We start from the raw sequence: 26,761 nt of genomic DNA, 5'->3' as shown, positions 1-26,761 counted from the left end.
CGGGGCGGGAGAAACCGCCCCGCCGTCCGGGTTCTAGACGGCGTCCTTGCGGAGCCGGAACCAGTAGAAGCCGTGACCCGCGAGCGTGAGCAAGTACGGAAGCTCACCGATGGCCGGGAATCGCACCCCGCCGATCAGCTCCACCGGATGTCTTCCGCTGAACGCCCGCAGGTCCAGCTCGGTGGGCTGGGCGAAGCGGGAGAAGTTGTGGACGCACAGGACGAGGTCGTCTCCTTCGTCCTTTGTCGAGGGGGCTTCGCGCAGGAACGCGATGACGGCCGGGTTGGAGGACTGGAGTTCCGTGTAGGAGCCGAGGCCGAATGCCTTGTTCTGTTTGCGGATCTCGATCATGCGGCGGGTCCAGTGCAGCAGCGACGAGGGTGACGACATCGACGCCTCGACGTTGGTGACCTGGTAGCCGTAGACGGGGTCCATGATCGTGGGGAGGAAGAGGCGGCCGGGGTCGCAGGAGGAGAAGCCGGCGTTGCGGTCGGGGGTCCACTGCATGGGGGTGCGCACGGCGTCGCGGTCGCCGAGCCAGATGTTGTCGCCCATGCCGATCTCGTCGCCGTAGTAGAGGATCGGCGAGCCGGGCAGGGACAGCAGCAGGGCGGTGAAGAGTTCGATCTGGTTGCGGTCGTTGTCGAGGAGTGGGGCCAGGCGGCGGCGGATGCCGATGTTGGCGCGCATCCGCGGGTCCTTGGCGTACTCCGCGTACATGTAGTCGCGTTCCTCGTCGGTGACCATTTCCAGGGTCAGCTCGTCGTGGTTGCGCAGGAAGATGCCCCACTGGCAGCTGGAGGGGATCGCCGGGGTCTTGGCGAGGATTTCCGACACCGGGTAGCGCGACTCACGCCTGACGGCCATGAAGATGCGCGGCATGACCGGGAAGTGGAACGCCATGTGGCACTCGTCGCCGCCCGAGGGGAAGTCGCCGAAGTAGTCGACCACGTCCTCCGGCCACTGGTTCGCCTCCGCCAGCAGCACCGTGTCGGGGTAGTGCGTGTCGATCTCCTTGCGCACCCGCTTGAGGAACTCGTGCGTTGCTGGAAGGTTTTCGCAGTTGGTTCCCTCGACCTGGTAGAGGTACGGCACCGCGTCCAGGCGGAAGCCGTCGATGCCCAGGTCCAGCCAGAACCGCAGCGCGGAGATGATCTCCTCCTGCACGGAGGGGTTCTCGTAGTTGAGGTCCGGCTGGTGGGAGAAGAAGCGGTGCCAGAAGTACTGCTTGCGGACCGGGTCGAACGTCCAGTTGGAGGCCTCGGTGTCGACGAAGATGATGCGGGCGTCCTGGTACTGCTTGTCGTCGTCGGCCCAGACGTAGTAGTCGCCGTACGGGCCGTCCGGGTTGGCGCGCGACTCCTGGAACCACGGATGCTGGTCGCTGGTGTGGTTCATCACGAAGTCGATGATCACCCGCATGCCCCGCTGATGGGCCGAGTCCACGAACTCGACGAAGTCCGCCAGGTCACCGAACTCCGGCAGCACCGCGGTGTAGTCCGAGACGTCGTACCCGCCGTCCCGCAGGGGCGATTTGAAGAACGGCGGCAGCCACAGGCAGTCGATGCCCAGCCACTGCAGATAGTCCAGTTTCGCGGTGAGGCCCTTGAGGTCGCCGACACCGTCGCCGTTGCTGTCCTGGAAGGAGCGGACCAGGACCTCGTAGAAGACGGCGCGTTTGAACCATTCGGGATCGCGGTCCTTGGCCGGTGTGTCCTCGAACGTGTCCGGGACGGGCTCGTTGACGATCATATTGTGGGTGACCCTCCGATCTGCGGTGAGGACGGTCGCAGGACGGTGAGGATGTGCGCGGGCCTATGCCCCGGCTCCAGGCGCACATAGTTGGTCCTGCCCCAGTGGTAGGTCTCGCCGGTGAGCTCGTCGCGCACCGGCACGGACTCGTGCCAGTCCAGGCCGAGTTGCGGCATGTCCAACGAGACCGTGGCCTCCTGGGTGTGGTGAGGGTCGAGGTTGGCCACCACCACAACCGTGTTCGAACCGCGTGCGTTCCGATCAGACTTCGAGTAGGCGATCACCGCCTCCTTGTCCGTGTGATGGAAATGGAGGTCGCGCAACTGACGCAGCGCGGGGCTGCGCCGCCTGATCGCGTTGAGCGCGCCCACCAATGGCGCGATGCTACGTCCGTCACGCTCCGCCGACTCCCAGTCGCGCGGCCGCAGTTGGTACTTCTCGGAGTTCAGATACTCCTCGCTCCCGGCACGCAGCGGGGCGTTCTCACAGAGTTCATACCCGCTGTAGATCCCCCAGGTCGGCGACAGTGTCGCGGCCAGAACGGCCCGCAGTTCGAAGGCCGGCCGGCCACCCTGCTGCAGGAACTCATGAAGGATGTCAGGGGTGTTGACGAAGAAGTTCGGCCGCATGTACGCGGCTGTCTCACCCGACAGCTCCGTCAGGTAGTCGGTCAGCTCCTCCTTGGTGTTGCGCCAGGTGAAGTAGGTGTACGACTGCTGGAAGCCGACCGCCGCGAGCGTGCGCATCATCGCCGGGCGGGTGAACGCCTCCGCCAGGAAGATCACGTCCGGGTCGGTGCGGCTGATGTCCGCCAGCACCTGCTCCCAGAACACCACCGGCTTGGTGTGCGGATTGTCGACGCGGAAAATCCGTACGCCGTGATCCATCCAGTACCGCAGCACGCGCAGCGTCTCCCGGACCAGGCCCGGCATGTCCTTGTCGAAGGCGATCGGGTAGATGTCCTGGTACTTCTTCGGCGGGTTCTCGGCGTACGCGATCGTGCCGTCCGGCCGGTGGTGGAACCACTCCGGGTGCTTCTCCACCCACGGGTGGTCGGGGGAGCACTGGAGCGCGAAGTCGAGGGCGACTTCCAGGCCTTCGCGTGCTGCCCGGCGTACGAACGCGTCGAAGTCGTCGATCGTGCCCAGGTCCGGGTGGACGGCGTCGTGCCCGCCCTCCGGGGAGCCGATCGCCCAGGGCACACCGACGTCGTACGGGCCCGCGGACAGGGTGTTGTCGGGGCCCTTGCGGAAGGTCCTGCCGATGGGGTGGATCGGTGGCAGGTAGACGACGTCGAAGCCCATCTCCGCGATGGCGGGCAGGCGTTCGGCGGCCGTGCGGAACGTGCCGTGCGGCGGCGGGACCGGCCGTCCGCTCTCCGACAGCCCGCTCTCGGGCTGCCCGTTCTCCGAGCGCGGGAAGAACTCGTACCACGCGCCGTACAGCGCCCGCTCACGCTCCACCAGCAGCGTCAACGGCTCCGAGGACGTGACGAGTTCGCGCAGCGGATGGCGGGCGAGGATCTTGTCCACCTCGGGCGTGAGCGCGGCGGCGAGACGGGCCGCGGCGGGGCGGTCGAGGTCGCGCAGTGCGTCGGCGGCCTTGAGGATCGTGTCCCGGCGGCCCTTGCCCTTCGGCACCCCGGTGGCCGCCCGCTCGTGCAGCCGTGCGCCCTCCTCCAGGACCAGCTCCGTGTCGATGCCCGCCGGGATCTTGATCCCCGCGTGGTGCCGCCAGGTGGAGATCGGATCCCCCCACGCCTCCACCCGGTACGTCCAGCGGCCCTCCTTCCCCGCGGACACCGTGGCGCCCCAGCGGTCGGTGCCGGGGGCCAGTTCGCGCATCGGGGTCCAGGGGCCGGCGCGGCCGTCCGGATCGTGCAGGACGACGTTCGCGGCGACCGCGTCATGGCCTTCGCGGAAGACCGTGGCCGAAACCTCGAAGCACTCGCCGGCCACCGCCTTCGCGGGCCGTCGCCCGTGCTCGACGACCGGGTGGACGTCCAGGACGGGGATGCGCCCGATGGACGCCGTGTACGTCGTGGACGCCGTGGATGACGCGTGCGCCGTGGTGGATGCCGTGGATGCCGTGGTGGTGACGGTGGCGGTGGTGGTGACGGCCGTGCTGGTGGCGCCGGTCGCGGCGGAGGGTTTCTCCGGGGTGCGGGAATCGGCGTCGGCCCTGCGTATGGGGGGTGTGTCGGGGGTGGTCGTCGGGGGTGGCGACGTGGGGGACGAGTGGTGCGTTGCGGGCATGACCGCTCCTGTCCGCGTCAACGTGGGTGGGCGGATGAGGGTGTCGGGAGATGGGGCCTGCGGGGCGTACCGGAGGAGCCTTCCCACCCTATGCGGGTGGGCATTCCGGCACTTTGTTAACTACTCACGCGTATGTCTACACACAAGACCGGCCTCGTCCTGTGAGGTCGAGGCCGGTTGGTGTCCCCGGGGCCCGCTAGGGGTTCTCGACGTGCAGGAGCTTGTTCGGCGAAAGGAGCCCCGCGCCTGAGATCCTGCCCGAAACCGCCTGTTTCACCAGCGCTTTGGCCACCTGGGCCGGTGTCGCCTTGGGATGGTCGGCCAGATAGAGCGCGGCCGCGCCCGCGACGTGCGGGCTCGCCATCGACGTACCGGAATAGGTCGCCTTCCCCGTGTCACTCGCGTACGACGCCGAGGTGATCGCGACGCCGGGCGCGAACAGGTCGAGCGAGGAACCGGTGTTCGAGAAGCTCGCCCGTGCGTCCGTCTTGTCGCTCGCGCCGACCGTGAGGGCCTGCGTGACCCGGGCCGGGGAGTACAGACCGGCGGGAAGTCCGTCGTTGCCCGCGGCCACCGCGTAGGTCACGCCGGAGGCGATGGAGTTGCGTACGGCGGTGTCCAGTTGTGTGTTCGCGTACCCGCCCAGGCTCATGTTCGCCACGGCCGGTTTCTTCGCGTGCCTGGTCACCCAGTCGATGCCCGCGATGACCTGCGCGGTGGTGCCGGAGCCGTCGTTGTCGAGGACGCGGACGGCGACGACCTTGGCCTTCTTGGCCACGCCGTACTTGGTGCCGACGATGGTCCCGGCGACGTGCGTGCCGTGCCCGTTGCCGTCCTTGGCCGTCTTGTCGTTGCCGACGAAGTCCCAGCCGTAGCTCGCCCGGCCGCCGAAGTCCTTGTGCGTGATCCGGATGCCGGTGTCGATGACGTACGTGGTCACGCCGGCGCCCGCCGATTCGGGCCAGGTGTAACCCTTGTCGAGCGGCAGGTCAGGCTGGTCGATCCGGTCCAGGCCCCACGAGGGCGGGTTCTTCTCGAAGTGGTCGAGCGTCACCCGGGTGTCCTGTACGACCGAGGCCACGCGGGAGTCCGCCGCGAGCCGCCGGGCCTGCTTCTCGTTGACCTTCACGGCGAAGCCGTTGAGGGCCGTGCCGTAGGTATGGCTGATTCTCGCCCCGTACTTCTCGGCGATGCTCTTTCCCGCCGACGACGGAGCCTGGGTCCCCCCTTTGAGCGTCACGATGTAACTCCCGCTGACGGAACCGGGATCGCCGGCCCCGAGTATCTGCCCCTCCGGGGCGGCGTGCGCGGGCAGGGTGATGGCCGAAAGCACCGCGGCCGTCGCGACCGCGGTGACGCCCCCCGCCCAGCGCAGACGCCTCTCTCTCGTCTGTGCCATGACTTGAGTTCCCCTCCTCAACTCGGCGTACGGAGGCCGGAGCCGGCCGGTGTCGGCCTGGGCCCTGTCGTGCCGGCCGTACGCCACCCGGCGAGCCTCTCGTGTGGGGTGAAGCACCACAAGGCCGCCCAGGAGGGCGGAATCGGCCATATCGGCCGTGATGTGCGGGTGAAGGTTGCGGTGCATTCCCGCCGAAGTCACGTAGTCGGCCCGATCGGCTGCCCGGGCCCACAGGGCTTCCGATGCGCCGTGTCGCGAGGGCACCCGCGCCGCTACCGTCGTGGGTGACGAAGGGCGCACACGGACGTGCGTCCCTCTGCCGCGTACGTCCTCCGTGAAGGTGGAAGCCCGTGAAGGCCATCCGCAGATTCACCGTACGACCCGTACTCCCCGAAGCCCTTCACCCGCTCAGTGACCTGGCGCGCAACCTCCGCTGGTCCTGGCATGCCGAGACCCGTGACCTCTTCCAGTCCGTCGACCCGGAGCGCTGGGCCGCGTCGGACGGCGACCCCGTACGCCTGCTCGGCAGCGTGCCGACCGGGCGTCTCGCGGAGCTCGGCGAGGACCGTCACTTCCTGCGCCGTCTCGCCGCGGTCTCCGACGATCTGCGCGACTATGTGACCGGCGACCGCTGGTACCAGTCCCAGACCTCCGAACTCCCCGCCGCCATCGCCTACTTCTCACCCGAGTTCGGCATCACGGCCGCGCTGCCGCAGTACTCCGGCGGCCTCGGCATCCTCGCGGGCGACCATCTGAAGGCCGCCAGCGACCTGGGCGTCCCGCTGATCGGTGTGGGGCTGCTCTACCGGCACGGCTACTTCCGCCAGTCCCTCTCCCGCGACGGCTGGCAGCAGGAGCACTATCCGGTCCTGGACCCGAACGAACTCCCGCTGGTGCCCCTGCGCGAGAGCGACGGCACCCCGGCCCATGTCTCGCTGGCCCTCCCCGGCGGGCGGGCGCTGCGGGCCCGGATCTGGCTGGCCCAGGTCGGCCGCGTCCCGCTGCTCATGCTCGACTCCGACGTCGAGGAGAACGACCTCGGCGAACGCGGGGTGACCGACCGGCTGTACGGCGGCGGCAGCGAGCACCGCCTGTCGCAGGAGATGCTCCTGGGCATCGGAGGCGTGCGCGCGGTGCGGACGTACTGCCGTCTGACCGGCCACGCGCAGCCCGAGGTGTTCCACACGAACGAAGGGCACGCGGGCTTCCAGGGCCTGGAGCGGATCGCCGAACTCGTCGGCCAGGGGCTGGACTTCGAGCCCGCGCTCGAGGCGGTCAGGGCCGGCACGGTCTTCACCACGCACACCCCCGTCCCGGCCGGAATCGACCGCTTCGACCGGGAGCTGGTCGCCCGCCACTTCGGACCGGACGCCGAACTCCCGCGCATCGACGTGGAACGCATCCTGGGCCTCGGCATGGAGACCTACCCCGGCGGCGAGCCGAACCTCTTCAACATGGCGGTGATGGGGCTCCGGCTGGGCCAGCGGGCGAACGGGGTCTCGCTGCTGCACGGCCAGGTCAGCCGGGAGATGTTCTCGGGCCTGTGGCCGGGCTTCGACCCGGAAGAGGTCCCGATCACCTCGGTGACCAACGGTGTGCACGCACCGACGTGGGTCGCGCCGGAGGTGTTCCGCCTGGGCGCACGGCAGATCGGCGCGCCGCGCACCCAGGACGCGCTGACGGTCGGCGGCTCGGACCGCTGGGACGCGGTGGCCGCCATCGCGGACCAGGAGATCTGGGACCTGCGGCGCGTGCTGCGGGAGCAGCTGGTGGTGGAGGTACGGGAGAGGCTGACCGCGTCCTGGCGCCAGCGCGGCGCCGGCACGGCCGAACTCGGCTGGATCGACGGGGTGCTGGACCCCGACGTCCTGACCATCGGCTTCGCCCGCAGGGTCCCCTCGTACAAGCGGCTGACCCTGATGCTGCGCGACCGCGACCGCCTCATGGACCTTCTCCTGCACGCCGAGCGCCCGGTCCAGATCGTGGTCGCGGGCAAGGCCCACCCCGCGGACGACGGCGGCAAGCGCCTGGTCCAGGAGCTGGTCCGGTTCGCGGACGACCCGCGGGTCCGGCACCGGATCGTGTTCCTGCCGGACTACGGGATGGCGATGGCGCAGAAGCTGTACCCCGGCTGCGACATCTGGCTCAACAACCCGCTGCGGCCCCTGGAGGCCTGCGGCACGTCCGGCATGAAGGCGGCGCTCAACGGCTGTCTGAATCTGTCGGTTCTGGACGGCTGGTGGGACGAGTGGTTCCAGCCCGACTTCGGCTGGGCGATCCCGACGGCGGACGGCACGGCGACCGACGACGACCGCCGTGACGACCTGGAGGCCGCGGCTCTCTACGAGCTGCTCGAACAGCGGGTGGCCCCCCGCTTCTACGAGCGCGGCCAGCACGGGCTGCCCGACCGCTGGATCGAGATGGTGCGCCAGACGCTGACCCACCTCGGTCCGAAGGTGCTGGCGGGCCGGATGGTCCGCGAGTACGTGGAGCGGCTCTACGCCCCCGCGGCCCAGGCCCACCGCTCGCTCACCGCGGACACGGCCCGCGAACTCGCCTCCTGGAAGTCCCGGGTGCGCGCCGCCTGGCCCCAGGTCACCGTCGACCACGTCGAGGCCTCCTCCGCCACGACGTCCGCCGAACTCGGTACGACCCTGTCGTTGCACGTCCGCGTCGGCCTCGGTGACCTCGTCCCCGACGACGTCGAGGTCCAGGCCGTCGCCGGGCGCGTCGACGCGGACGACCGGATCGCGGACGCGATGTGCGTGGCGCTGAAACCGGCGGGCGGCCCGGACCTGGAGGGCCGCTGGGTCTACGAGGGCCCGCTCTCCCTGGACCGCACGGGCCCCTTCGGCTACACGGTCCGGATCCTGCCCACGCACCGACTGCTGGCATCCGGCGCGGAGCTGGGGCTGGTGGCGGTGCCGGCGGAGGAGAAGGGGGAGGAGGCGTGGGTTCTGATGCGGTGAGGGGGGCGAGGCTCTAGTCGTCCAGGCCCGCGCACAACCGGCGCAGTACCTTCCCGCACCTCTGGGCGTAGGCGTGCTGGAGTCCTCGGGTCGCCGGTCCGGCCGCGCGGGAGTACCACTTCGCCGCGCGGCTGAAGGCGGTGATCGTCAGCCAGACGGTGCCGTCGCCGGTGCGGGTGACGACGAAGGCCTCCTCGCCGCACTCCGGATGGCCGGAAAGCGTTCCGTAGGCCCAGGCGGTGCGGCGTGGTTCCTCGGCCGTCCAGACCACGCGGCAGGGGGCCTTGATCGGGCCGAGACCGACGGTGACGTCCACTCCGGGGGCGGCCTTGTCGGCCTCGGAGGAGATGCCGACGCCCATGGCCCGGTGCATTTCCCAGGTCATCAGGGCCTCGGAGGCGCGGCGGAAGACGGCCTCGCCCTCGCCGATCCGGGAGCGGACGTGCAGTCGGTGGAAGCCCGGTGGGCAGCGGTCCTCGCGGGTCGCGCCCACGTCCTCGTACGTGAAGGGCATGGGGGACAGCGTAGGGCGGTACCCGGAGTTGCCCTCTCCCCGGGTACCGCCCCGTTCGATTACGCCGGAACTAGCTGACGTTCACCGCGGACCACGCCGCCGCGACCGCCGCGTACTCCGTGCTGCTGGAGCCGTACAGGGCCGACGCCGCGGAGAGCGTGCCCGTGCGGGCGGCCTTGTAGTTCGTCGACGACGTGAAGTAGGTCGTCAGCGCCTTGTACCAGATCTGCAGGGCCTTGTCGCGGCCGATGCCGGTGACCGTGGAGCTGTTGGACGTCGGGGAGTTGTAGCTGACCCCGTTGATCGTCTTGGCGCCGCTGCCCTCCGAGAGGAGGTAGAAGAAGTGGTTCGCCACGCCCGACGAGTAGTGCACGTCGAGGTTGCCGACACTGGACGACCAGGAGTCGGCGGAGCCGCCGTCCTTGCTGGGCTTGTCCATGTAGCGCAGCGGGGTGCCGTCGCCGTTGATGTTGATCTTCTCGCCGATGAGGTAGTCGCCGACGTCCGAGGAGTTCGCCGCGTAGAACTCCACGCCGGTGCCGAAGATGTCGGAGGTCGCCTCGTTCAGACCGCCGGACTCACCGCTGTAGTTGAGGCCCGCGGTGTTGGCGGTGACGCCGTGGCTCATCTCGTGGCCGGCCACGTCCAGCGAGGTCAGCGGGTGCGTGTTGCTGGAGCCGTCGCCGTACGTCATGCAGAAGCAGTCGTCGTCCCAGAAGGCGTTGACGTACGAGCTGCCGTAGTGGACGCGGGAGTAGGCGCCGACACCGTCGTTCTTGATGCCGCTGCGGCCGAACGTGCTCTTGTAGAAGTCCCAGGTCTCCTGCGCGCCGTAGGCGGCGTCGGCGGCCGCGGTCACGTCGGTGGTGGAGCTGGAGGCGGCGCCGGTGCCCCACGTGTTCGTGGTGTTGGTGAACAGGGTGCCGGTGCCCGAACTGGTGGTGTGCTTCAGGTTGTACGTCTTGTGGCTGCCGCGCGAGGCGTCGGTCAGCGAGTACGTCGTGCCCGAGAGGCTGGTGGTGAGGCTGACGGTGCCCGAGTACAGCGTCTTGCCGGTGCCGGTCGCGTTCTCGATGCCCTGGTACTCGAAGAGCTTCTTGCCGGTGGCGGCGTCGGTGATGACGTGCAGACGGTTGGGGGTGCCGTCGTCCTGGAGGCCGCCGACGATCGTCTCGTACGCCAGGGTCGGGGTGCCGTTGCCGGCCCAGATCACCTTGCGGGCGCCGTCCGCGGCGGTCTTCTCCGAGCCCGCGGCCCGCGCCGCGGTCAGGGCCTGCTTCTCGGCCTTGGCGACGGCGATCTGCGGCTTGAGGGAGGCCACCTTGATGGTCTTCGTCGTCGCCTTGGTCACGGTCTCGGTCTTGCCCGGCTTCTGGTGGACGACCAGGTCGCCGCCGAGGACCGGGAGTCCGGCGTAGGTGCGCTCGTAACGCGTGTGCACCGTGCCGTCGGCGTCCTTGACGACGTCCTTGACGACCAGCTTCTCCTTGGCGCCGAGGCCTATCTGCTGAGCCGTGGCGGCCGTGTTGGCGTCCGCCTTCTGAATCAGGGCCGTGCGCGCGGCCGCGGACAGCTGGACCGGGGCGGCGGCGAGGGCCGCGGCACCCGAGGGGGAGGCGGCGTTCTGGGCGGAGGCACCGGTGGTCATACCGGTGGTGAGCAGGGCTCCGGCCGCGACAGCGGTGGCGATGGCCAGAGTGGTGCGCTTGTGACGCGCGTAGAACTGAGTCACGCAAGCTCCTCGTGTGGGGGCGTCCGGACGGCGTGGGGTAGTCGTACGGACGGTGTGAAGTTGCGGTGCGGGTGAGCCGTGCGATGGAAGAGTGGCATCAGCAGCACATAAATGTCATGACCCCGACTAGATCTTGGCTGAAAAGAATCGCCCAGGTGAAAATCTGGTGCGAGCCGCGACCTCCGGATTTTGTCCATGGGACAACAAAAGCGCGGTCAGGGCATGGCAAAGAGGGCGCCGCCCCGGGGAGTTGAACCTCCGGGACGGCGCCCTGTTCTGTGCCCTGCGGCAGACCCGAGCCGGCCAGGGTTTACGGGAAGGTCAGCTTCCAGCTGTTGATGTAGCCGGTGTCCTGTGCCGCCTTGTCCTGGACCCTCAACTTCCAGGTCCCGTTGGCGACTTCGGAGGAAGCGTTGACCGTGTAGGTGGTCTGGACGTTGTCCGCCGAGTCGGAGGAGCTGAACGCCTTCAGGTTGTAGACCGAGCCGTCCGGGGCCACCAGGTCGACGACGAGGTCACCGCGCCAGGTGTGGATGATGTCCACGGCGACCGCGAGGTTCGTGGGCGCGTTGCCGGTGCGGCCGGAGACCGTGATCGACGACGTGACCGCCGCTCCGTTGTCCGGAATTGATACGTCGGCCGTGTTCTCGAACGACGTACCGCCTCCGCCGCCGCCACCGGAGCGCGCACCGACCGCGACGGCCGCCCACGCGTCCTGCACCGCCTTGTACTCGGTGCTCGTGGTGCCGTACAGCTCACCCGCCGCCGCGAGCGTGCCGGTGCGGGCCGCCGCGTAGTTGGTGGTCGAGGTGAACTTGGTGGTGAGCGCCCGGTACCAGATCTGCAGCGCCTTGTCGCGGCCGATGCCGGTGACCGGAAGGCCGTCCGACGTCGGCGAGTTGTAGCTGACGCCGTTGATGACCTTGGCGCCGCTGCCCTCGCTCAGCAGATAGAAGAAGTGGTTGGCGACACCCGAGGAGTAGTGCACGTCGAGGTTGCCGACACCCGAGTACCAGGAGTCGGCGGAGCCGCCGTCCTTGCTGGGCTTGTCCATGTAGCGCAGCGGGGTGCCGTCGCCGTTGATGTCGATCTTCTCGCCGATGAGGTAGTCGCCCACGTCGGTGGAGTTGTTGGCGTAGAACTCGACGCCCGTGCCGAAGATGTCGGACGTCGCCTCGTTCAGACCGCCGGACTCGCCCGAGTAGTTGAGGCCCGCGGTGTTCGACGTGACGCCGTGGCTCATCTCGTGGCCCGCGACGTCCAGCGAGGTCAGCGGGTCGGCGTTGCCGGACCCGTCGCCGTACGTCATGCAGAAGCAGGTGTCGTCCCAGAACGCGTTGACGTACGCGTTGCCGTAGTGGACGCGCGAGTACGCTCCCACGCCGTTGTTCTTGATGCCGCTGCGGCCGAAGGTGTTCTTGTAGAAGTCCCAGGTCTCGGCGGCACCGTAGTGCGCGTCGGCGCCGGCGGTCGCGGCGTTCGACGTGGTGCTGTTGCCCCAGGTGTCGTTCGTCTGCGAGAACAGCGTGCCGGTGCCGGACGTCCCGTGGTTCAGGTTGTACGTCTTGTGGGCGCCGCGCGCGCTGTCGTTCAGCGTGAAGGTGGAGCCCGACTGGGTGGTCGTCAGGGTCACCTGGCCGCTGTACTGGGTGTTGCCGATACCGGTCTTGATGCCCTGCCACTCGAAGAGCTTCTTGCCGGTGGCCGCGTCGGTGATGACGTGCAGCTGGTTCGGGGTGCCGTCGTCCTGGAGACCGCCGACGACCGTCTCGTACGCCAGCACCGGTGTGCCGCTGCCCGCCCAGATCACCTTGCGGGGCGCGCGGTCCGCGTCGGTCTGCTTCGAACCGGCGGCCTTGGCGGCGGACAGGGCCTGCTTCTCCGCCTTGGCGGCGGCGACGGAAGGCTTGAGCGAGGAGACCTTGATGGTGGCCTTCGTCGCCTTGTAGACGTGCTCGGTCTTGCCGGACGTGGCGGTGTCGACCACCAAGTCGCCGCCGAGGACCGGGAGTCCGTCGTACGTCCGCTCGTAGCGGGTGTGGACGGTGCCGTCGTGGTCCTTGATGACATCGCGGGCCACCAGGCTCTCCTTGGCCCCGAGGCCCAGGTCCTTGGCGGTGGTCGCCTTGGCGGCGTTGGCGTCGCGTATCAGCTCGGCGCGCTGCGAGGGCGTGAGCTTCAGGGCGACCGCGCCCGGGTTGACCTTGCCCGCCCGAGGTGCCTTCTCCGGGGCGGCGCTCGCGGCGCCCGACTGGACGGCCGCGGTCAACAGGGCGGCGACGCCGACGAGGGCGACGCCCGAGATACGGCGCTTGGTGATGTGGGAGGTGCGTCTGTGGGGAGAACTGCTACTCAACACTGACTCCTTCTGCGTGGCCGCGGGTCGCGCGGCCAGGGGAGACCGGACGATGGGTGACCCGTCCGGGCAGAACAGGGCGGTACGCGGAACCAGGTGCATGGGGTCGTACGGCACGACACAGCGGTAAGACTGTGGGGTTGCTGTGAACTTGCCGTGGGAAGAGTGGCAGCAGATTGCGCTGTCTGTCAGGAGCGCATCAAGAAGTTGGCCGGAAATAGTCCGTTGTCCGGTTGGTCATGTTCGTTATACGAACTCTTCAACTACCGGCCAGAAACGGGCCGTTGAGGGTGAGGACAAATTTGCTCGGGCGACATGCCCCCGGAACCGACCCGCAATAGATCCGGCACGATCCTGCCGTGCACACCGGCGGTCCGCCGGACTGCCGCTCCCATGAGGGGAGTTGACGGCGCAGTGATCCCCTATCCCAACTGGCTGGATGCCGGCGACAACGCCTGGCAGCTCGTCGCGGCCACCCTGGTCGGCCTGATGAGCATCCCCGGTATCGCGATCCTCTACGGCGGCCTCGTCCAGCGCAAGTGGGTCGTGAACACCATGTTCATGGCCTTCACCGGCTTCTCGCTCGTGCTCGTCGGCTGGGTGCTCTGGGAGTTCAAGATGGGGTTCGGTGAACCCCTGAACTCCGACTGGCCCGGCATCCTCGGCGCGTTCGTGGGCCGCCCGGGCACCATCGTCGGCTCGGCGAGCGAGCAGGCACAGGCGTACATCCCGCTCGTCAACGGCAATGACCTGATGCCGAGCTTCCACTTCCCGCAGTCCACGCTCGCCTACTTCCACTTTGCCTTCGCGGCCATCACTCCGCTGCTCTTCATGGGCAGCGTGGTCGGCCGGATGAACATCCGCGCGTGGCTGCTCTTCGTCCCCCTCTGGTCGACCCTGGTCTACACGGTCAACGCCTTCCTCCTCTGGGGCGGCGGCTGGTGGGCGGCCAAGGGCGCGCTCGACTACTCCGGCGGGTACGTCATCCATCTCGCCGCCGGCACCTCGGGGTTCGTGGCGGCCGCGGTCATCGGCCCCCGGCTGGCCCGCGACCGCGCGCACGGCGTCCCCAACAACCTCCCCATGGTCGCCGTCGGCGCGGGCATCCTGTGGCTCGGCTGGAACGGGTTCAACGGCGGCGACATGTACTTCGGCGGCCACAACGCCGCCGCCGCCGTCCTCAACACCAACCTCTGCACGGCGGTCGCGCTGCTGACCTGGGTGGTGTGGGACATGTTCGCGGGCCCGCAGCGCAAACCGACCTTCCTGGGCTCGGTCAACGGCATGATCGTGGGCCTGGTGGCGATCACCCCGGCGGCCGGATTCGTCACCGGCATCGGCGCGATCTACATCGGCATCATCGCGTCGTCCCTGGTGTGGCTGGCCTGGAACTACCTGTCCAAGGTGCCGCCGTTCAACAAGGTCGACGACGCGCTCGGCGTCGTCTACACCCACGGCATCGCGGGCCTCGCGGGCGGCATGCTCGTCGGGATCTTCGCCGACCCGGCGATGGCGGTCTACCTCAACAAGGACGGCTCCACCGCCTGGTCCACCAGCGGCTGGCTCTACGGCAACCTCGACCAGCTGTGGAAGCAGGCCGGCGCCGCGGGCACGGTCATCGTCTACGACGCCGTGATGACCTTCCTCATCCTGCGCGCGATCGGCCTGTTCGTGAAGTTGCGCGCCCCCGACGAGGTCCTGGAGGGCGGGGACCTCGCGGTGCACGACGAGGAGGCGTACCCGGCGGAGACAGCGGTGACGGGGCTGGCTCCGGAGCCGGTCGCCGCCGCGGCGGTGGCGCGGAAGGCCCCGGAGAAGGAACCGGCGGGCGACACGGACTCCGGCTGACGGATGGGGAGTTGAGGGACCGTGAAGCTTGTCACCGCGGTCCTCCCTCCGCATCGGGTGCCTGACGTGATGCGGGCGCTCCAGTCCTTCGGGGTGCGCGGGGTGACCGTGACCGAAGTCCAGGGGTACACGCCGAAGAGGGTCCGCGTGGAGATCTATCGCGGCGCCGAGTACCGCGTGGACCTCAGCCCTCGGCTCCGGCTCGACGTCCTCACGCTGGACTTCGACGCCGCGGATCTTGTCCGTGTCATCCGTGCGGCGGGGGCCCGCGGGACGGGCGGCGGGGTGGTGTGGGTGACGCCGGTGGAGGAGGTGGTGCGCATCCGGACGCGGGAGCGGGGGCCGGACGCGGTGTGAGGGGGAGCGGGCGGTCACACCGTGATGACGACCTTCGCCCGGGTGTGCTCGATCTCCATGTACCGGATGGCGTCGGGTATCTCGCTCAGTGAGCCGTACGTCCGGTCGATGACCGGGGCGAGCTTGCCGGACTCGGCGAGTTCCCGCAGGGCCGCCAGGTTCTCCCCGGTCGGCTGGGCGAAGAACGTGAGGACCCGCTGGCCGACGAAGCGGGACAGCGCCTGGCCCCTGAGGGTGAGGCCCATCGGGCCGAAGAGGCTGCCGCCCTCGGACACGCCGCCGCCGGACAGCACGAGCGTGCCCGTGGGTGTCAGCGCGCGGCGCAGGTCGCTCAGTGAGCGATTGGCCACCAGGTCGAACACGACGTCGTACCGCGGGCCTTCGCGCGTGAAGTCCTCCTCGGCGTAGTCGATGACCCGGTCCGCGCCGAGCGAGCGGACCAGCTCGGCGTTTCTCGCGCTGCACACCGCGGTCACCTCCGCGCCGTACGACTTGGCGATCTGCACGGTGAGGGTGCCGACTCCTCCGGACGCTCCGTTGACCAGGAGGCGCTGCCCCGACGCCAGCCGCCCCACGTCGCGCAGCCCGGTCAGGGCCGTGTTCCCGGCCAGTGGCAGCGCGGCCGCCTGCTCGAACGTCAGGCCGGCCGGCTTCGCCGACACCGCTGCGTCGGGCGCGCACACGTACTCGGCGAACGCCCCGTCGGCCTCGCCGAACACCTCGTCCCCGGGACGCAGTCGCCGCACGTCCGCGCCGACCGCTTCTACCCGTCCCGCGAAGTCCCGGCCCCGGATCCGCACCTTCGGCCGGACCGCGCCGAACGACAGACGCGCCAGATACGGATCGCCCCGCATGAGGTGCCAGTCGTACGCGTTGACCGACACCGCGTGCACCCGCACCAGCACCTCGCCGCCGGCGGGCTCCGGCTTGTCGAACTCCCGCAGCTCCAGCACGTCCGGAGAGCCGTACCGGTCCTGGGCGATCGCCTTCATCGGGCCTCCGTGACGCAGGCATTCGGGGCGGAAGCGGCGGGAGAGACCGACCGGTCCCGGCGGCCGCCACTCCTCACGACGGTAGCCGCGAGACCCGCTCACGGGAATCGGGGACAGGCCCTAGGGGCACGGCACGGGACTGTCCTTACACCCCTAGGGGGCGCCGAAACCGCTCAGCCCAGCCCCAGTTCACGGCGCCAGCGCCACGCCAGCGTCAGACACGCCCGGCCCGCCGGCAGGGTTCCGGCGTGTTCGGCGTAACCGAGCACGTTGTCGGCGGTGAAGGGGATGCCCCGGTAGCCCTCCTGGGCCCGGGTGCCGACCACGAGGACGCCTTCCTCGTTGCGCTCGCCCATGCTCGCGAAGATCTCGTCGAAGGCCTGGGCGTCCCACACGCAGACCAGGCAGATCTCCGGTTTCCAGGTCAGCGGATCAAGGCCGAGCCCGAGGAACCGCACGCGGGCACGGCCCTCCCGTACTGCCCGTTGGAAGTCCGCGTAGGGCGCGTCGCGCGCGTAGTCGATGGTCACCCCGCCGCTTCCGGTGGCGTCGGCGGCGCCCAGGAACTCCTCGGCGTACTCGCGCATCGTGTTGTGCCACAGGTCGAGGTCGGACCGCCACACGGGCAGCACGTCGGCGTGCGGCTGGAACTCCCCGGCGGGAGCGACGTGTGTGGTGTCCATGGCCACGGCGACCTTGCCGGCCTCGCGACGGTGCATGAAGAAGTACGCGTCGTCGTCCTCGGCCCGGACCGTCAGCGTGCTCACCCCCGGGAGCGCGGCTCTCCTGTCCAGCGCGAAAGGACTGCCGAGGCCCCGTCGGATCGGGCCCTGCAACGGCCTGGCCCCGCCCTTCAGCTGACGCAGCGCCTCCTCGTAGGCAAGCGGCTCGGTGGTGTCCAGGCCGTCGAAGTAGCGGCCGAGCGCGAAGGTGAGGCCGAGTCCGCCCTCGGGGTGGTCGGCCGGTGCGGACGCGACGTCGAGCAGGCGGTAGGACGGGCCGTTGAACCAGACCCCCGGCCGGTCGAACGCCTCGATCGCGGCCGAGTAGGTCTCCGTGCGCCGTGCCCCCGGACCGTGCGGCCAGTACCGGCGCAAGTCCGCACGGCAGCCGTCCAGTCGCTCATCGGGCCGGGGTTCGCGCAGCGTCATGCGGACGGAGTCCAGGGTGAGCGGGCGGGGCGGGATCCAGCCGGGCCGGGTCAGCAGCACCAGCTCCCCGTCGGCGCGGTGCGCGGTCTGGCCCTCGGCGCACGCCGTGCTCAACTCGGCCCGGCTGCCCCGCAGATGGCCCCGCGTCCGGACGAACAGGGCGACGCTCCGTTCCCGGCTCGCCAGCCGCTGGGGCGCCCAGGCGAGCGCCGCCGCAGCGACCCCCACCAGTAACCCCGCCACGGCGATGGTCGTCTCAAGGCCCATGTCTCCCCTTCGTCCGACGGGCTGGCCATTCAACCAGGGAGGCGGCCGGCGCGGTGCGGGTCAGCCGCCCGAAGGCCCGCGCTCCCCGTGCCACGAATGCCACAGCGCCGCATACGCCCCCTCCGCCGCCACCAGCTCGTCGTGCGTGCCGAGTTCGGTCAGCCGGCCGTCCTCCATCACGGCCACCCGGTCGGCGTCGTGCGCGGTGTGCAGCCGGTGGGCGATGGCGATGACGGTGCGGCCTTCGAGCACGGCGGCCAGCGCGCGCTCCGTGTGGCGGGCGGTCGTCGGATCCAGGAGTGCGGTGGCCTCGTCGAGGATCAGGGTGTGCGGGTCGGCCAGGACCACCCGGGCCAGGGCGAGTTGCTGGGCGCGGGAGCCGTCCACGGGGAAGCCTTCGGGGCCCAGTTCGGTGTCCAGGCCGTCCGGCAGCTCCTCGGCCAGGTCGTCGGCGCCGACCGCCGCGAGCGCCGCCCACAACTGGGCGTCCGTGGCGGCCGGTTCGGCGATCAGCAGGTTGTCGCGGACCGTGCCCAGGAACACATGGTGCTCCTGGGTGACCAGGACGACCTGCCGGCGCAGCTGCTCGGGGTCGAGCGCGACGATCGGGACCCGCCCGACCGTCACCGAGCCGGCGCCCGGTGCGTCGACGCCCGCCAGCAGCCTGCTCAGGGTGGTCTTCCCGGCGCCGGACGGGCCGACCACGGCCAGCCGCTCCCCGGGCCGCACGGTCAGGTCGACCCCGCGCAGCACCTCGCCCCCGCGGTCGTAGGAGTAGCGCACACCCCTCACGTCGATGCGGTCGTCCACCGGAGTGGGGGAGCCGGACGGAACGGCCCTCGGCGCCCGGCCGAGGCCCTCCACCCGGGCGAAGGAGGCGCTGCTGCTCTGGAGTTGCTCGACCTGGTTCAGGATCTGGTCGAGCGGCTCACCGAGCTGGCGCATGTACAGGGCCGCGGAGACCACGGCACCCAGACTCATCGCACCCCGGGCGTGCAGGGCGCCGCCCACCAGCAGCACGCCGACCACGGGAAGGACGTAGGAGATTTCCACGGCCGGGAAGAACACGCTGCGCAGGAACAGGGTCCACATCCGCTTCTGGCGGGAGGTCTCCAGGGCGTCCCGGCTCGCGGCGGTCCGGCGCTCCCGCAGCCCGAACGCCTCGATCGTGCGGGCGCCGGACGCGGTGGCCGCGAGGATCTCGGCGACCTCCGACGTGGCGGCGCCCTCGGCGAGATAGCCGGTGCGGGCCCGGCGCAGATACCAGCGCAGGGCGAACCGGATGCCGGCCAGGCCGAGGAGCCCGCAGCCGCCGAGCAGCGGGTCGATGACGAAGACCGCGCCGAGGATGAACAGCGCCTGGGCCGAGGAGATGAGCAGCTCGGGTCCCGCGTCGCGCAGGGTGTTGCCCACGACGGTGACGTCGGCGGTGCCGCGCGCGGTCAGATCGCCCGTGCCCGCCCGCTCCACGACCGAGGCCGGCAGCGTCAGCGCCCGCTCCACGAACTCCTCACGCACCCGCGCCAGCGTCCGCTCCCCGAAGCGGTGCCCCACATAACGGGCCCAGCGCGCCAGCAGCAGCTGCGCCAGCGAGCACACCAGGATGACCAGCGCCAGCCGGTCCACGACATCCACACCGCCCCCGGCCCGTACGTCGTCGATGATCCGCCCGAGCAGCCAGGGGCCGACCAGACCGGCCGCGGCGGCCAGCGCGTTGAGGCCGAGCACGGCGGCGAAGGCCCGCCCGTCCGCCCGGATCAGCCGCACCGCCGCCCGACGCACCTCGGCGGGCTCGGCGACCGGCAGCTGCGCGCTCATCGCACGACCTCCTCGGAGTCCACGTCGCGGGCCACCAGCGCCCGGTATCCCGGCTCCCCGTCGAGGAGTTCGCGATGGCTGCCGCTCGCCGCGACCTTGCCGTCGACCAGGAAGTACACGGTGTCCGCCCGGTCCAGGAGGAGCGGCGAGGTGTTGGTGACGAGGGTCGTGCGGCCGGAGCGCGCCGCGCGCAGCCGGGTCGCCACGGCGGCCTCGGTGTGTGCGTCGAGCGCCGAGGTGGGCTCGACCGCGAGCAGCACCTCGGGGTCGGCGAGGAGCGCCCGCACCAGCCGTACCCGCTGCCGCTGACCGCCGGAGAGACTGCGGCCCTGCGCCTCGACGGCCGAGTCGAGCCCGTCCGGCAGGCCGAGGACGATGTCGTCCGCCACGGCCGCGTGCACCGCCCGGGTGATGGTTTCGTCGTCGTGGTCCCGGCGCCCCGAGACCAGGTCGCGCAGGGGGCCCGCGAACAGGTCGGCCTCGTTGTCCGCGACCATGATCCGCTCGCGCACCTGCGGCAGGGCGATCTCATCCAGCCGTACGCCGCCCCAGGTCACCGCCGACTCCGCGTACCTGCCGAGGCGGTCGACCACGGCCTCGGACTCCGCGGGACGGCCACCGGCCAGCGCGGTCAGCCGCCCCGGCACCACCCGGACACCCGACTCCGGATCGTGCAGTACCGCTGGGGACGAGGGCGCGTCCAGCGCGTCGGCGCGATCGGCGGCGGGCTCCAGGGACAGGAACCGTGCGACACGCCGGGCGGAGACCACGCCCCGGTTGAGCTGGTAGCCGCATTCGATGAAGAACGCCACCGGCAGCACGAGGGCCGCGACATACCCGTACACGGACACCAACTCGCCTACCGTGATGTCCCCTTGGGCGGCCAGCCGGGCCGCGAGCCAGGTCACGACGGCGAGGAACAGAGTCGGCAGCCCCGTGCCCAGCGCCTGGACCCAGCTGGTCACCGCCCCGACCCGGTACCCCTGTTCCCGCAGCGCCTGCGAGTCGCGCCGGAAGCTGTCGGCGAACAGTCCCTTGCCGCCCAGCCCGTTGAGGACGCGCAGGCCGCCCGCGAGGTCGGCGATCCGGGCCGTCAGCACGCCCTGCCGCTCGCGGTAACCCGTCTCGGTGCCCTGCAACCGTCCCATCAACGGGCCGACGAGTACGGCGATCAGCGGCACCCCGAGCAGGATCACCACGGACAGCTGGAGCGAGACCGACAGCAGCAGCGCGGCCACCACGGCGTAGGTGAAGAGTGCGGCGACGCCGGGGCCGACGGCGGTCAGCGACGTACTGATCGTCTGCACGTCACCGACCCCGATCGTGACGACCTCCCCGGCCCCGGCCTGCCGCGACAGCGCGGCACCCAGCCGGACCGACTGCTCGACCACGACCTTGACCGTACGGAAGTTGGCGTCCATCCGCAGCTTGGTCATCGTGCGGTGCCGCACCACGCCCAGCCAGGCGTTGAACACCCCGATGCCCAGCACGGCGGCGGTCCAGCCGGCCAGCGCGGCCTGGTCGCCCGGCTCCAGCCCGTCGTCGATCGCACGGGACAGCAGATACGGCGGCAGCGCCAGAAGCGCCATCCAGACGCTGGCGATCAGCGCCCCGGCAACGGACCGGCCCGCCTGCCGCGTGACCAGCCACCACAGGTACCGCCAGCCGCCACGACAGTCCGGCGTCCCCGGATCCTCGTACGCGTCGATCATCCGCCCCCCTCTCGCCTCTGCCCGTCGCTACACGAGGCTGTCGCGCCACGCCCGGTGCAGATCCGCGAACCTGCCGGTACCCGCGACGAGTTCCTCGGGTGTGCCGTCCTCGACGATCCGGCCGTGCTCCATCACCAGCACCCGGTCGGCGATCTCCACCGTCGACAGCCGGTGCGCGATGACCACCGCCGTACGGCCGCGCAGAACCGTCGACATCGCCCGCTGGACGGCCCGTTCGCCGGGGATGTCCAGGGAACTGGTCGCCTCGTCGAGGATGAGGACCGCCGGGTCGGCGAGCAACGCCCGGGCGAACGCGACCAGTTGGCGCTGGCCCGCCGAGATACGGCCACCCCGTTTGCGTACGTCCGTGTCGTAGCCGTCGGGCAGGGCGCTGATGAAGTCATGGGCGCCGATCGCCTTCGCAGCCTGCTGGATCTCCTCGCGGGACGCGTCCGGGCGGCCGATCGCGATGTTCTCGGCGACCGTGCCGGAGAACAGGAACGCCTCCTGGGTCACCATCACCACACCGCGCCGCAGTTCCGGCACGGAGAGATCGCGCAGATCGACGCCGTCGAGGAGGACCCGTCCGTCCGAGGGGTCGTAGAAGCGGGCCAGCAGCTTGGCCAGCGTCGACTTGCCCGCGCCCGTCGAGCCGACCACGGCCACCGTCTGCCCGGCGGGGAGCGTGAGCGAGAAGGAGGGGAGGATCTCGCCGCCGGTGCGGTACGCGAAGCGGACGTCGTCGAAGACGACCTCGCGACCGGGGTGCTCGGACGCCAGAGCGGGCAGCTGCTTCGGCGCGGACGGCTCCGGCACCGACGGCGTCTGGGCCAGCAGGCCCGCGATCTTCTCCAGCGAAGCCGCCGCGGACTGGTACGAGTTGAGGAACATGCCGAGCCGGTCGATCGGGTCGTACAGACGGCGCAGATAGAGCACCGCGGCGGCCAGCACACCCAGCGCCAGCGACCCCGAGGCCACCCGGTACGCGCCCCACAGCACGATCCCCGCGACCGCCGTGTTGGCGACCAGACGGGAGCCGACGACATAGCGGGCCATCTCCAGCATGGCGTCGCCGTTCGTCTTCTCGTGGCGCTGGTTGAGCACCCGGAAGTCCGCGTCGTTGGCGGCCTCGCGACGGAACGCGCGCACCGGGCGGATGCCGTTCATCGTCTCCGCGAACTTCACGATCACGGCGGCGATCGCGGTCGACCGGAGGGCGAACATACGGCCCGCGCGGTGCTGGTAGAGGCGAATGAGCAGATACAGCGGCACGAAGGACACCACCGCCACCGCACCGAGGCCCAGGTCCAGCCAGAGCAGCATCGCCGAGATGTAGACGAACGACAGGATGACCGTGACGAGCTCCTGCAGACCCTCGCTGAGCAGCTCGCGCAACGACTCGACGTCCGTCGTGGAGCGGGAGATCAGCCGGCCCGAGGTGTAGCGCTCATGGAAGTCGATGCTCAGCGCCTGCGCATGGCGGAAGATCCGGCCGCGCAGATCGAGCAGCACGTCCTGGTTGACGCGGGCCGAGGCGATGATGAAGGCGTACTGGAGCCCGCCGGAGGCCAGCGAACACAGCAGATACCCGACTCCCACCACGATGAGCGGGCCGTGGTCGTCGTGCCGGAACGCCGGTACGGCGCGGTCGAGGGCGTATGCCACGAGCAGCGGGCTCGCCTGTACCGCGGCCTGCTGGAGCAGCAGCAGGACGGTGGTCACGACCACACGGGCCCTGAGCGGGGCGAGCAGGGAGCGCAGCAGCGCGGCGGTCGCGCCCGGGGGAGTGGGCAGCGTGTCGCGGTCGAAGGGGTCCGTGTACCGCTCGGGTTCCCGGCCCGGCCGGTCCTTGCCCGGTTCCTTGCCCGGTTCCTTCTCCGGTTCCTTGTTCGGCGCGGTGGTCGTGGGCGCCGCCGTCATCGGTCGTCCTCCTCTGCACCCGACATCAGATGGGCGTACTCGGTGTTCGTGCGCAGCAGTTCGTGGTGGGTGCCGACCGCGGCGATGCGGCCGCCGGAGAGCAGGGCCACGCGGTCGGCGAGCAGGACCGTGGACGGGCGGTGCGCCACGATCAGGGCGGTCGTCTCCGCGAGCACCCGGCGCAGGGCGGCCTCGACCGCGGCCTCCGTGTGCACGTCCAGGGCCGACAACGGGTCGTCGAGCACAAGGAAGCGGGGGCGGCCGACCACCGCCCGTGCCAGGGCCAGACGCTGGCGCTGCCCGCCCGACAGGCTGAGGCCCTGCTCCCCGACCTGTGTCGCGGTGCCCTGCGGCAGCGCGTGCGCGAAGTCCGCCTGGGCGACGGCGAGGGCGCGGTCCAGCTCGGGCTCGCCCGCGGTGTCTTCGGCGCCCATGAGGACGTTCTCGCCGACCGTCGCCGAGAAGAGGGTGGGCTCTTCGAAGGCCACGGCGACGAGTTCGCGCAGCGTGTCCCTGGACATCTGGGTGATGTCCTCGCCGTCCAGGGTGATGCGGCCGGAGGTCACCTCGTGGAGGCGGGGGACGAGGGCGGTCAGGGTGGTTTTGCCCGTGCCGGTCGCGCCTACGAGGGCCATGCTTTCGCCGGGGCGGATGTGGAGGTCTATGCGGTCGAGGACGGGCGCGGTGTCCTTCGGGGCGTCGGGATAGCGGAACCGGACGCTGTGGAACCGAAGTCCGCCGTCCCTGGACTCTGCCGAATCGGCACCCGGCGCTGCAGGCTGTGCCCACCCTCCCCCACTCTCGGCTTCGCTCGAGCGGGGGGACCCCCATCGCCCTGCGGAACGATTGCCCACAGCGGTAGCGGTAGCGGTAGCGGTACCGGTGTCGGCGTCAGTCGACTCCGGCTCCGCGTCCATCACCTCGAAATACCGTTCCGTCGCCGTCCCCGCCTCCTGGCTCATCGCGAGGAGGAAGCCGATGGAGTCGACGGGCCAGCGCAGCGCGAGGGCCGTCGAGAGGAAGGCCACCAGCGTGCCGGCGGAGAGGTGGCCGTCGGCCACCTGGACCGTGCCGAGGACGAGGGCGGCGCCGATGGCGAGTTCGGGCAGGGTGACGATGACGGCCCAGATGGAAGCGAGGAGACGGGCCTTGACGAGTTCCGTGCCGCGCAGCTTCCCGGACAGCTCGCGGAAGGCGCGGGCCTGGCTGCGATGGCGGCCGAAGCCCTTGATGATACGGATGCCGAGCACGCTCTCCTCGACGACCGTCGTCAGATCGCCGACCTGGTCCTGCGAGCGCCGGGCCACCTCCGAGTAGCGCCGCTCGAAGAGCCAGCAGACGATCACGACGGGGACGGCGGGAGCGAGCAGCACCAGCCCGAGCGTCCACTCCTGGGCCAGCATGATGGCCACGCCCAGCAGGATCGTCACGGAGTTGACCAGTAGGAAGGTCAGCGGGAACGCCAGGAACATGCGCACCAGCATCAGGTCCGTGGTGCCCCGGGACAGCAGCTGACCGGAGGCCCAGCGGTCGTGGAAGGCGACCGGGAGGCGCTGCAGATGCCGGTACAGATCCGCCCGCATCGCCGCCTCGACCCCCGCCAGCGGCCGCGCCACCAGCCACCGCCGCAGCCCGAACAGCCCGGCCTCGGCCAGCCCGAGCAACAGCAGATACAGCGCCCCGAGCCAGACACCCGCCGGATCGTGGCCGGCCACCGGACCGTCCACCATCCACTTCAGGACGAGCGGGAACACCAGCCCCGTACAGGAGGCGACCACCGCGACCAAGGCCGCGCCGAACAGCCGCACCCGCACCGGCCGCACATACGGCCACAGGCGCAACAGGCTGCGTACGGTCGAGCGGTCGACACGATCCTTGGTCACTGCATCTGTTGTGGGCATCATCGGCGAGCCTACGGTTCACCACTGACAGTGCCCACCGAGTTTTGGCCGGTCCTGAATCGTTCAACGATCTCATCGCAGGTCGATCAGCAGGTCGTACCGCCGCATCAACCGATCGGCTGATGCGGCTTCGAGCGCGATGGCCGATGTGCCGCCCGCCGCCTCCCCGGGACCCTCGGAGCATGTCAGTCATCGAAGTCAGCGGACTACGCAAGTCCTACGGTGGCCGGGCCGTCGTCGACGGGGTCTCCTTCGCCGTCGAGGAGGGCGAGATCTTCGGGATCCTCGGCCCGAACGGCGCCGGCAAGACCACCACCGTCGAATGCGTCGAGGGCCTGCGCGTCCCCGACGCGGGCCGCGTCCGGGTCACCGGCCTCGACCCCGTCGCCGACCACGAGCAGGTCGCCCGCGTCCTCGGCGCCCAGCTCCAGGAGAGCGAACTCCAGGCCAAGCTCACCGTCCGCGAGGCCCTGGAGCTGTACGCCGCCTTCTACCCGAACCCCGCCGACTGGCAGCCCCTCGCCGAACGCCTCGGCCTGACCGCCAAGCTCACCACGCGCTTCGCGAAGCTCTCCGGCGGCCAGAAACAGCGCCTGTTCATCGCGCTCGCCCTCATCGGCAACCCCCGCGTCGTCGTCCTCGACGAACTGACCACCGGGCTCGACCCGCGCGCCCGCCGCGACACCTGGCAGCTCATCGAGGACGTCCGGGCCAGCGGGGTCACCGTCCTGCTCGTCACGCACTTCATGGAGGAGGCGCAGCGCCTGTGCGACCGGATCGCCGTGATCGACCAGGGCCGGGTGGCAGCCCTGGACACCCCGTCAGGGCTGATCCGCCGCTCGGCGGGCTCCACCGTCATCAGCTTCACGCCCTCTGCTCCGCTGGACGACGGTGACCTGAACGCGCTGCCCGCGCTCGCGTCGGTCGCGCACAAGGACGGCCGGATCACACTCTCCGGCACCGACGAGACCGTCAACGCGGTCATCACCCTCCTCGCCCGCCACCACATCACCGCCCACCAACTCCGCGTGTCCGACGCCACGTTGGACGACGCGTTCCTGGACCTCACGGAGGTCACCGCATGAACACCGCCGTCCTGCGCACCGAAGTGCGCCTCTTCCGCCGTGAACCGGGCGCCCTCTTCTGGATCCTGCTGTTCCCCACCCTGCTGCTGGTGATCCTGGGATCGATCCCGTCCTTCCGCCACCACCAGGCCGACCTGGGCGGCCTGCGCACGATCGATGTGTACGTCCCGGTGGCCGTGCTGCTCGGCATGATCATCGGCGGGCTGCAGTCGATGCCGCAGAACCTCACCGGCTACCGCGAGCGCGGCATCCTGCGCCGCATGTCCACCACTCCGGTACGCCCGTCCGCCCTGCTGTCCGCGCAGATGCTGGTCTACGGCGCGGCGGCCCTGGCCTCCGCTCTGTGCGCCCTCGCCGTGGGCCGCCTCGCCTTCGACGTACGACTGCCCGAGCAGCCGTACGGCTATGTCCTCGCCCTGCTCCTGGCGATCCTGGCCGCGCTCGCGCTGGGCGCGGTGGTCTCCGCGCTGTCCCGTACGACGAAGGTCGCGGGTGCGATCGGTTCGGCGGTGTTCTTCCCGATGATGTTCTGCGCGGGCGTGTGGCTGCCGGTGCAGTCCATGCCGGACACGCTCGCCCGGATCGTCGGCTACACCCCGTTCGGCGCCGCCGCGCAGGCCCTGAACCGGGCGGCCGCGGGGGACTGGCCGGGCTGGGCGCACCTCGGAGTGCTCGCGGTGTGGACGCTGCTGCTGACGGGCGTCGCGTCGCGCTGGTTCCGCTGGGAGTGAGC

At 70.4% G+C, this 26,761-nt stretch carries 17 protein-coding genes; 5 read left to right on the top strand and 12 right to left on the bottom strand.

Features of this window, described 5'->3' with window-relative positions:
- Nucleotides 1–33 precede the first annotated feature (33 nt).
- From treS to OIC96_RS14685, 3 genes are all read right to left on the bottom strand, one after another.
- On the bottom strand, nucleotides 34–1,752 hold the full coding sequence (gene treS, locus OIC96_RS14695) for a maltose alpha-D-glucosyltransferase (protein WP_330307402.1): 1,719 nt from the start codon (nucleotides 1,750–1,752) through the stop codon (nucleotides 34–36).
- Nucleotides 1,749–4,007 carry an alpha-1,4-glucan--maltose-1-phosphate maltosyltransferase gene (locus tag OIC96_RS14690; protein ID WP_330307403.1) on the bottom strand — a complete coding sequence of 753 codons (2,259 nt, stop codon included), beginning with the start codon at nucleotides 4,005–4,007 and terminating at the stop codon, nucleotides 1,749–1,751. The genes treS and OIC96_RS14690 overlap by 4 nt, the downstream gene beginning before the upstream one ends.
- Nucleotides 4,008–4,203: 196 nt before the next feature.
- On the bottom strand, nucleotides 4,204–5,406 hold the full coding sequence (locus OIC96_RS14685) for a S8 family peptidase (RefSeq protein ID WP_330307404.1): 1,203 nt from the start codon (nucleotides 5,404–5,406) through the stop codon (nucleotides 4,204–4,206).
- A gap of 350 nt (nucleotides 5,407–5,756) precedes the next feature.
- Here OIC96_RS14685 and glgP point away from each other — a divergent pair, with 350 nt between their 5' ends.
- Nucleotides 5,757–8,375 (top strand): alpha-glucan family phosphorylase, encoded by a 2,619-nt coding sequence (glgP, locus tag OIC96_RS14680; protein ID WP_330307405.1) that lies wholly within the window; start codon nucleotides 5,757–5,759, stop codon nucleotides 8,373–8,375.
- Between the two features lie 13 nt (nucleotides 8,376–8,388).
- On the opposite strand, the gene OIC96_RS14675 is transcribed toward glgP, so the two are convergent.
- The 3 genes from OIC96_RS14675 to OIC96_RS14665 form a co-directional block, all read right to left on the bottom strand.
- On the bottom strand, nucleotides 8,389–8,889 hold the full coding sequence (locus OIC96_RS14675; RefSeq protein ID WP_330307406.1) for a DUF1990 family protein: 501 nt from the start codon (nucleotides 8,887–8,889) through the stop codon (nucleotides 8,389–8,391).
- 70 nt (nucleotides 8,890–8,959) lie between these two features.
- Nucleotides 8,960–10,621, bottom strand: a complete 1,662-nt coding sequence (locus OIC96_RS14670) for a M4 family metallopeptidase (protein WP_330307407.1) — start codon at nucleotides 10,619–10,621, stop codon at nucleotides 8,960–8,962.
- 310 nt (nucleotides 10,622–10,931) lie between these two features.
- On the bottom strand, nucleotides 10,932–12,977 hold the full coding sequence (locus OIC96_RS14665) for a M4 family metallopeptidase (protein ID WP_330307408.1): 2,046 nt from the start codon (nucleotides 12,975–12,977) through the stop codon (nucleotides 10,932–10,934).
- Nucleotides 12,978–13,391: 414 nt separating this feature from the next.
- Between OIC96_RS14665 and OIC96_RS14660 the strand changes: the two genes are divergently transcribed.
- A complete protein-coding gene (locus tag OIC96_RS14660) occupies nucleotides 13,392–14,825 on the top strand; it encodes an ammonium transporter (protein WP_330307409.1) in 1,434 nt (477 codons plus the stop codon).
- A gap of 21 nt (nucleotides 14,826–14,846) precedes the next feature.
- Complete coding sequence (locus OIC96_RS14655) at nucleotides 14,847–15,182, top strand: P-II family nitrogen regulator (RefSeq protein WP_327431852.1); 336 nt, start codon at nucleotides 14,847–14,849, stop codon at nucleotides 15,180–15,182.
- Nucleotides 15,183–15,196: 14 nt separating this feature from the next.
- Here OIC96_RS14655 and OIC96_RS14650 read toward each other — a convergent pair whose 3' ends face one another.
- The 6 genes from OIC96_RS14650 to OIC96_RS14625 all read right to left on the bottom strand — a co-directional run bounded on the left by OIC96_RS14650 (nucleotide 15,197) and on the right by OIC96_RS14625 (nucleotide 24,943).
- Entirely contained in the window at nucleotides 15,197–16,174 is a 978-nt protein-coding gene (locus OIC96_RS14650; RefSeq protein WP_330307410.1) for an NAD(P)-dependent alcohol dehydrogenase, read from the bottom strand.
- A gap of 173 nt (nucleotides 16,175–16,347) precedes the next feature.
- Complete coding sequence (locus OIC96_RS14645) at nucleotides 16,348–17,592, bottom strand: hypothetical protein (protein ID WP_330307411.1); 1,245 nt, start codon at nucleotides 17,590–17,592, stop codon at nucleotides 16,348–16,350.
- A gap of 60 nt (nucleotides 17,593–17,652) precedes the next feature.
- Nucleotides 17,653–19,410: an ABC transporter ATP-binding protein gene (locus OIC96_RS14640; protein ID WP_330307412.1), complete on the bottom strand. Its 1,758-nt coding sequence runs from the start codon at nucleotides 19,408–19,410 to the stop codon at nucleotides 17,653–17,655.
- Nucleotides 19,407–21,122: an ABC transporter ATP-binding protein gene (locus tag OIC96_RS14635; protein ID WP_330307413.1), complete on the bottom strand. Its 1,716-nt coding sequence runs from the start codon at nucleotides 21,120–21,122 to the stop codon at nucleotides 19,407–19,409. Before OIC96_RS14635 ends, OIC96_RS14640 begins: the two co-directional genes overlap by 4 nt.
- Nucleotides 21,123–21,149: 27 nt before the next feature.
- Entirely contained in the window at nucleotides 21,150–23,042 is a 1,893-nt protein-coding gene (locus OIC96_RS14630) for an ABC transporter ATP-binding protein (protein ID WP_330307414.1), read from the bottom strand.
- The gene (locus tag OIC96_RS14625) at nucleotides 23,039–24,943 is read right to left on the bottom strand and encodes an ABC transporter ATP-binding protein (RefSeq protein ID WP_330307415.1); all 1,905 of its coding nucleotides are present in this window, start codon (nucleotides 24,941–24,943) and stop codon (nucleotides 23,039–23,041) included. The genes OIC96_RS14630 and OIC96_RS14625 overlap by 4 nt, the downstream gene beginning before the upstream one ends.
- Nucleotides 24,944–25,125: 182 nt before the next feature.
- On the opposite strand from OIC96_RS14625, the gene OIC96_RS14620 reads away from it, so the two are divergent.
- A complete protein-coding gene (locus OIC96_RS14620; protein ID WP_330307416.1) occupies nucleotides 25,126–26,028 on the top strand; it encodes an ABC transporter ATP-binding protein in 903 nt (300 codons plus the stop codon).
- Complete coding sequence (locus OIC96_RS14615; protein WP_330307417.1) at nucleotides 26,025–26,759, top strand: ABC transporter permease; 735 nt, start codon at nucleotides 26,025–26,027, stop codon at nucleotides 26,757–26,759. Before OIC96_RS14620 ends, OIC96_RS14615 begins: the two co-directional genes overlap by 4 nt.
- Nucleotides 26,760–26,761 lie beyond the last annotated feature (2 nt).

The organism is Streptomyces sp. NBC_00775 (assembly GCF_036347135.1).
Lineage (GTDB): Bacteria > Actinomycetota > Actinomycetes > Streptomycetales > Streptomycetaceae > Streptomyces > Streptomyces lutosisoli.
The sequence above is the reverse complement of the archived record's forward strand: the minus strand, read 5'-3'. Positions and strand labels throughout refer to the sequence as shown.

What these genes read in the sequence shown, in the direction of transcription:
- OIC96_RS14640 (WP_330307412.1), bottom strand. Translation starts at nt 19,410, where the DNA reads ATGAGCGCGCAGCTGCCGGTCGCCGAGCCCGCCGAGGTGCGTCGGGCG.
- OIC96_RS14615 (WP_330307417.1), top strand. Translation starts at nt 26,025, where the DNA reads ATGAACACCGCCGTCCTGCGCACCGAAGTGCGCCTCTTCCGCCGTGAA.
- OIC96_RS14685 (WP_330307404.1), bottom strand. Translation starts at nt 5,406, where the DNA reads ATGGCACAGACGAGAGAGAGGCGTCTGCGCTGGGCGGGGGGCGTCACC.
- OIC96_RS14625 (WP_330307415.1), bottom strand. Translation starts at nt 24,943, where the DNA reads ATGCCCACAACAGATGCAGTGACCAAGGATCGTGTCGACCGCTCGACC.
- OIC96_RS14645 (WP_330307411.1), bottom strand. Translation starts at nt 17,592, where the DNA reads ATGGGCCTTGAGACGACCATCGCCGTGGCGGGGTTACTGGTGGGGGTC.
- OIC96_RS14650 (WP_330307410.1), bottom strand. Translation starts at nt 16,174, where the DNA reads ATGAAGGCGATCGCCCAGGACCGGTACGGCTCTCCGGACGTGCTGGAG.
- treS (WP_330307402.1), bottom strand. Translation starts at nt 1,752, where the DNA reads ATGATCGTCAACGAGCCCGTCCCGGACACGTTCGAGGACACACCGGCC.
- OIC96_RS14635 (WP_330307413.1), bottom strand. Translation starts at nt 21,122, where the DNA reads ATGATCGACGCGTACGAGGATCCGGGGACGCCGGACTGTCGTGGCGGC.
- OIC96_RS14675 (WP_330307406.1), bottom strand. Translation starts at nt 8,889, where the DNA reads ATGCCCTTCACGTACGAGGACGTGGGCGCGACCCGCGAGGACCGCTGC.
- OIC96_RS14630 (WP_330307414.1), bottom strand. Translation starts at nt 23,042, where the DNA reads ATGACGGCGGCGCCCACGACCACCGCGCCGAACAAGGAACCGGAGAAG.
- OIC96_RS14620 (WP_330307416.1), top strand. Translation starts at nt 25,126, where the DNA reads ATGTCAGTCATCGAAGTCAGCGGACTACGCAAGTCCTACGGTGGCCGG.
- OIC96_RS14690 (WP_330307403.1), bottom strand. Translation starts at nt 4,007, where the DNA reads ATGCCCGCAACGCACCACTCGTCCCCCACGTCGCCACCCCCGACGACC.